Genomic DNA, 6158 nt, shown 5'->3' on the forward strand with positions numbered 1-6158 from the left:
GAATGCAAATGACGAACAAAATTATTAAAATGCTCAATAAATATACAATCGATTTAGACTCTAAAAAAGAGTCGCTTAAAGGTGAGCGTAAAGTGAGACGCCGTCGTATGATTATTGTGTCGATGCTCGCGTTTGTCTTTATATTTGCATTCATATCTGGCGGCATCAAACAAAAAGTAGAGAATCGCGCGTTAAAAGACGAAGTACGTGAAACAGAACTCGTGTTAGAAGAAAAACAAGAGAAGCGTGCAGAACTTGAACAAGAGATTATTCAACTAAATGATGAAAATTATATTCGTCGTATTGCCCGTGGAGATTTCTTTATGTCTGGTAGCGGAGAACTGATTTTCTCGTTACCAGAATCTAAAAAAGAATCGACTCAAACAGAAACACAAACAAATGAAAACGAAGATTCAGAGTCAAAAGAGTAATAAAAGTGATTATTGTCGCATTTAATGTTATGATAAATAAACATTACTACACTATTCAGGAGGAAATTTAAGTTCATGTCAGTTGAAGTTGGCGAAAAACTCGTCGGAAAAGTCACAGGAGTTAAACCGTTCGGAGCATTTGTTGAATTACCGAATGGAAAGAGTGGTCTCGTACACATTAGTGAGGTTGCAAACAAATTCGTTGAGGATATTAATGATCACCTTAAAGTAAACGATGAAGTCGAAGTAAAAGTATTATCTGTTGGTGATGATGGAAAGATTTCTTTATCTATTAAACAAGCAGAGAAACCAAAAAAGCAACGTAGAGCACAGTCTCCAGAAGACTTTGAAAAGAAACTCTCAAACTTCTTAAAAGATAGTGAAGAGCGTATGAGTTCAATTAAAAGACAAGCGGACGCACGTCGCGGCGGACGTTAATAAATAGAAGTAAAAAGGCTGGAATTTTCTAGCCTTTTTTATCCTTATAGGGTGAAGTGAATGGTCAAATTAAACGTCACTTGGACGCCGTCAGACAATATCGCCATAGCGTTATCGGGTGGTATAGACTCGACGGTTTTATATCATTTATTGACAACGCGTTATAGAGATACATATCGAGAGTTATATATATTACACGTTAACCACGGGAGTCGAGAGGCCTCTATCGGTGAAGAACAAGCGTTACGAAAAATGGCGGATAGTGACGGATATGTATTTTTATCGACGACATTAAATTTAGACAAGTTTTCACAGCGAAAAGGGCGAGACTTACGATATGCGTTCTTTTATGACATGTTAAACGAATACGACATCGATTACTGTTTAACGGCGCATCATAAAGATGATGACTTTGAAACGATTATGTTTGAGTTATTAACCGGTCGCCATTTAAAAGGCATTGGTATTCCGTCTCAGTTCGGTAAAGTACTTCGACCGATGATGAGTGTTCGTTTACAAGAAATCGAACAGTATGCACATGAACATCGTCTTGAATATTTTGAAGATCATACAAACGACACGAACGACTATACGAGAAATTATATTCGTCACGAAGTGTTACCAAATATCGAACAGCATGACGAGCTGCATTTAGAAAGTTTGACGCAATTTAAAGAAGATTACAACGAAATGACGCAATATTTTAAACAAGAGGCTGAAAGCTTTCTTAAAGATAAGCCTGTTAGCCGAAAGAGGTTTAACGCGTGTAGTCACATATTAAAAGTATATATCTTAAATCGCTGGTTAAACGTCGGCAGAGCGTATAGTGAAGAAATGATTCGGTTGTTACAGAGTGACACGAGTCAATTTGAATTGCCAGTTGGTGAACAAAGTTTCGTCTGTAGTTATGACGATTGCTACGTCATAAGTGACCGAATGTTCGATGAAGAGATGACGATTGATGACGCTGGCACGTACTATTTTAATGGTTATAAAATTACAGTTGATGGTTCGCCGAACTTAACCGTTCGCACGTTTCAACCAGGTGACCGTGTGGCGATACCGAACGTCGGTACTAAAAAAGTGAATCGGCTTTTTATCGACAAAAAAATTAGTCATGAAAAGCGAAAAACGATGCCAATTATTGTCGATGACACCGGTACAATTGTTGCGGTAGGTAATATTTATAATATAATAGAACTATTAAGCAATTTTAAAATAGACTTACATGTTGAGGAGTTATATTATGACGCTTAGAAATGATATTGATGAAATACTTTTTAGCGAAGAAGATATTAAAGAAATTACGAAACGACTTGCTTCTGAGTTAACACGTGATTACGATGGTAAAAATCCGGTTTTTGTGGCGCTATTAAAAGGCTCGATCATGTTTATGGGAGACCTCGTAAAGTACGTCGATACACACTTAGAAATGGACTTTATGGACGTGTCGAGTTACGTCGGAACAAAATCGACAGGAGAAGTAAAGATACTGAAAGACTTATCGACGTCAATTGAAGGGCGTCACGTCGTAATTGTAGAAGATATCGTCGAAACAGGTGCGACTCTTAACTATATCATCGACTTTTTACGTTCTAGAAAAGCTGAGAGTGTTGAAGTTGTTACGCTTTTAGATAAGCCAGTACCTGAACGTAAACTAGAAGTCGACGTTAAATATATCGGTACGACAATTCCTGAAGGATTCGTCGTCGGTTACGGACTAGATTTTAATGAAAACTATCGTAACTTGCCATATATCGGTTTACTAAAACCAGAACTATATAACTAATGCATAACAGTAGATAATATATGTTAATTTTGTTAATATTTCTTTTAGTGTAATAGAAACGGAGGATTACGGATGCCTAAAAATACTGGCCGTAATATATTGCTTTTAGCAATTCTAGCAGTAATATTATTCGGTATATTCCAAAGCTTAAATGGCGGCACTCAAGCAGATAAAGAGCTGCAGTACAAACCATTTATCGAAGCTTTAGAAAATCAAAATATAGAAAAAATGACGATTCAGCCTGAAAATAATGTGTATCTTGTTAAAGGTAAACTAAAAGATCAGGAAGATCATGAATCATTCCATACAGTGATTCCTTATAATGCAACTGGAGATTTAGATTCAATTTTAGAAACAGCTAAGAAAGACAACGACCTTAAATTTAACGTTGAACCAGCAAAAGAACAAAGCCCGTGGACAGGAATGTTATTTACGTTCATACCGCTACTTGTGATTCTATTCTTCTTCTTATTCTTAATGTCTAATGCACAAGGTGGCGGTGGAAACCGCATGATGAACTTCGGTAAAAGTAAAGCGAAGCAATTTGATAACACGAAATCAAAAACACGCTTTACAGATGTTGCCGGAGCAGATGAAGAAAAAGCAGAACTTATCGAGGTTGTGGACTTCTTAAAAGATCACCGCAAATTCGATAAAATGGGTGCGCGTATTCCGAAAGGGGTACTATTAACCGGACCTCCAGGTACAGGTAAAACATTAATTGCACGTGCAGTAGCAGGTGAAGCAGGCGTTCCATTCTTCTCGATTTCAGGTTCTGATTTCGTAGAGATGTTCGTCGGTGTTGGTGCGTCACGTGTACGTGACTTATTCGAACAAGCAAAGAAAAATTCACCATGTATTATCTTTATTGACGAAATCGATGCTGTCGGTCGTCAACGTGGTGCAGGTGTCGGTGGTGGACACGATGAGCGTGAACAAACACTCAACCAATTACTCGTAGAAATGGACGGGTTTGCAGGCAACGAAGGTATTATTATGATCGCTGCAACAAACCGTGCAGATATTTTAGACCCGGCATTATTACGTCCTGGTCGTTTTGATAGACAAATTCAAGTCGGATTACCTGACGTAAAAGGCCGTGAAGCTGTACTTAAAGTACACTCACGTAACAAGCCGTTAGACGAAACAGTCGACTTAAAAGCAATCGCACAACGTACGCCTGGATTCTCAGGTGCAGATTTAGAAAACTTACTAAACGAAGCAGCACTTGTTGCGACTCGTGCGGGTAAAAATACGATTGACATGCGAGACGTAGACGAAGCGACAGACCGCGTAATCGCAGGTCCTGCTAAGAAATCTCGCGTTATGAGTGAAAAAGAACGTCGTATCGTTGCGTTCCACGAAGCTGGACATACAGTAATCGGTATGGTGTTAGACGAAGCAGAAACAGTTCACAAAGTTACGATTGTTCCGCGTGGTCAAGCAGGCGGATATGCCGTGATGCTTCCTAAAGAAGATCGCTACTTTATGACAAAACCAGAGCTTCAAGACCGAATCGTTGGATTACTCGGTGGACGTGTTGCAGAAGAAGTTACGTTTGGTGAAGCATCAACAGGTGCACATAACGACTTCCAAAGAACGACAAGTCTCGCTAGAAAAATGGTAATGGAATTTGGTATGAGTGAAAAACTTGGGCCAATCCAATTTGGTGAAACAGGTGGTCAAGTATTCTTAGGTAAAGAAATGGGTCACGAGAAGAGTTACTCAGATAAATTTGCTTATGAAATTGACTTAGAAGTTCAAAAGATTGTTAAAGAAGCGTACGAAAGATGTCACGAAATCTTAACGACGCATCAAGAACAATTAACATTAATTGCGGAAACGTTACTCGTCGAAGAGACGTTAGACCGCGAACAAATAGAAGGGTTATTCCACGACGGAAAATTACCTGAACGTAAGTATGATGATAGTCATCTAGAAGAAGATACTGAAGATGATGAAAAAGTTGGTCATTCATACGAAGAAATCAAAGAAAAGTTACAACGTCATGAAGACGTATCAGATAACGAGGAAGAAGTTTCTCGTCCAGAAATGACAGAAGACGAAGACGTTACAGAAGACGTGGATCCAAAAGGTCCAAACGAACAACGTGACGTACAAGACGATAGAGATAACAAATAACTAAAAGTCGCCTCGAGTTAGGCGACTTTTATTATGGAGGAAATAAACATGGCAGATAAGTTAATACGTGGATTAGGTTTAAACGATGAAGTAAGAATTTTTTCACTAGATACAACAGATACAGTAAATGAAGCTGTAAATCGTCATAAAGCATACCCAACAGCAGCTGCAGCGTTAGGTCGTACAATGACAGCAACTGTAGTATTAGGTGCAATGTTAAAAGGAAAAGATAAAGTCACAGTCACAGTAGAAGGTGGCGGACCGATCGGTGCAATCGTGACAGACGCAGATGCGAACGGTCACGTACGTGGATACGTGCAACACCCAGACGTACACTTTGACTTAAACGCTCAAGGGAAACTCGACGTGAGTCGTGCAGTTGGTACGAACGGGTATTTAAGAGTCGCAAAAGATATCGGACTTAAAGACAACTTTGTCGGTTCAGTTGAACTTATTTCAGGAGAACTCGGTGAAGACTTCTCTTATTACTTCTATAACTCAGAACAAGTCCCATCAATCGTTGCACTCGGTGTACTCGTTAATCCAGATAACACTGTCAAAGCAGCAGGTGGACTCGTCATTCAAGTACTACCAGCAGCAAGCGAAGAGACGATTACATGTCTAGAAAAAATCGCGAGCGAGATGCGTCCAATTTCACAAATGATCGACGACAATTTAACACCAGAACAAATCGTCGATGAAGTACTTGGCGACTCATGGCGCAAGCTTGATGATATGCCAGTCGAATTCGAATGTACATGTAGTAAAGAGCGTTTCATCAACGCAATCGCATCACTAGAAAAAGACGAAATCAAACAAATGATCGAAGAAGACGGTGGCGCAGAAGCAGTATGTAACTTCTGTCGCAACGATGTTTGGATCGAAAAAGAAGAGCTCGAAGCACTTCTAGAAGAATAAAATTGCCGTGCCGGAGAATATCCGGTTTTGCCTCGAATAGTGCGGGATGAGGTAGTTCATCTACCGCGGTGTGTAATTTGTGTGACGCCCGAAAATACGAACAGATTCGTGTTTCCGGGCGCTTTTTTGTGCTGTGCTGTGTTTTAATTTACAAAAATTCTTCGAATCTGTTAGATATATCGAGATAATTAACAAATTCCCGGGATTCAGCACCGTTTTTGTTAGATAAAAAAATATAATTAACAAAAAGTGATCACCACTGGCGAAATATGTTAAATAAAATCAGATATCTAACAATATCCCGATATTTTTGTTAAATATAATTTTGATAAAGAGAGTTATTATACTTTTAAGAACTTAATAGGCCTTCCGTCTCGCTAGCGATGAGGTTATTTAACAGATAATTACCGAATCTGTTAGATATATCGAGATAATTAACA

At 38.9% G+C, this 6158-nt stretch carries 6 protein-coding genes; all 6 read left to right on the forward strand.

Annotation, left to right across the window (positions count from 1 at the left end; genetic code table 11):
- Nucleotides 1–8 precede the first annotated feature (8 nt).
- Nucleotides 9–431 carry an FtsB family cell division protein gene (locus tag HMPREF2767_RS05985; RefSeq protein WP_068128629.1) on the forward strand — a complete coding sequence of 141 codons (423 nt, stop codon included), beginning with the start codon at nt 9–11 and terminating at the stop codon, nt 429–431.
- A 75-nt stretch (nt 432–506) separates the two neighbouring features.
- Nucleotides 507–869: a S1 RNA-binding domain-containing protein gene (locus tag HMPREF2767_RS05990; RefSeq protein WP_040928192.1), complete on the forward strand. Its 363-nt coding sequence runs from the start codon at nt 507–509 to the stop codon at nt 867–869.
- A gap of 60 nt (nt 870–929) precedes the next feature.
- Complete coding sequence (tilS, locus tag HMPREF2767_RS05995; RefSeq protein WP_070458343.1) at nt 930–2126, forward strand: tRNA lysidine(34) synthetase TilS; 1197 nt, start codon at nt 930–932, stop codon at nt 2124–2126.
- The gene (gene hpt / locus HMPREF2767_RS06000) at nt 2116–2658 is read left to right on the forward strand and encodes a hypoxanthine phosphoribosyltransferase (protein WP_068128627.1); all 543 of its coding nucleotides are present in this window, start codon (nt 2116–2118) and stop codon (nt 2656–2658) included. Before tilS ends, hpt begins: the two co-directional genes overlap by 11 nt.
- Before the next feature lie 72 nt (nt 2659–2730).
- Nucleotides 2731–4800, forward strand: a complete 2070-nt coding sequence (gene ftsH, locus HMPREF2767_RS06005) for an ATP-dependent zinc metalloprotease FtsH (RefSeq protein WP_068128625.1) — start codon at nt 2731–2733, stop codon at nt 4798–4800.
- A 48-nt stretch (nt 4801–4848) separates the two neighbouring features.
- Nucleotides 4849–5718 (forward strand): Hsp33 family molecular chaperone HslO, encoded by an 870-nt coding sequence (hslO, locus tag HMPREF2767_RS06010; protein WP_070623101.1) that lies wholly within the window; start codon nt 4849–4851, stop codon nt 5716–5718.
- The last annotated feature ends 440 nt before the right edge of the window (nt 5719–6158 follow it).

It is taken from the genome of Nosocomiicoccus sp. HMSC067E10, from assembly GCF_001810835.1.
In the GTDB taxonomy this organism is placed as follows: Bacteria; Bacillota; Bacilli; order Staphylococcales; family Salinicoccaceae; genus Nosocomiicoccus; species Nosocomiicoccus ampullae_A.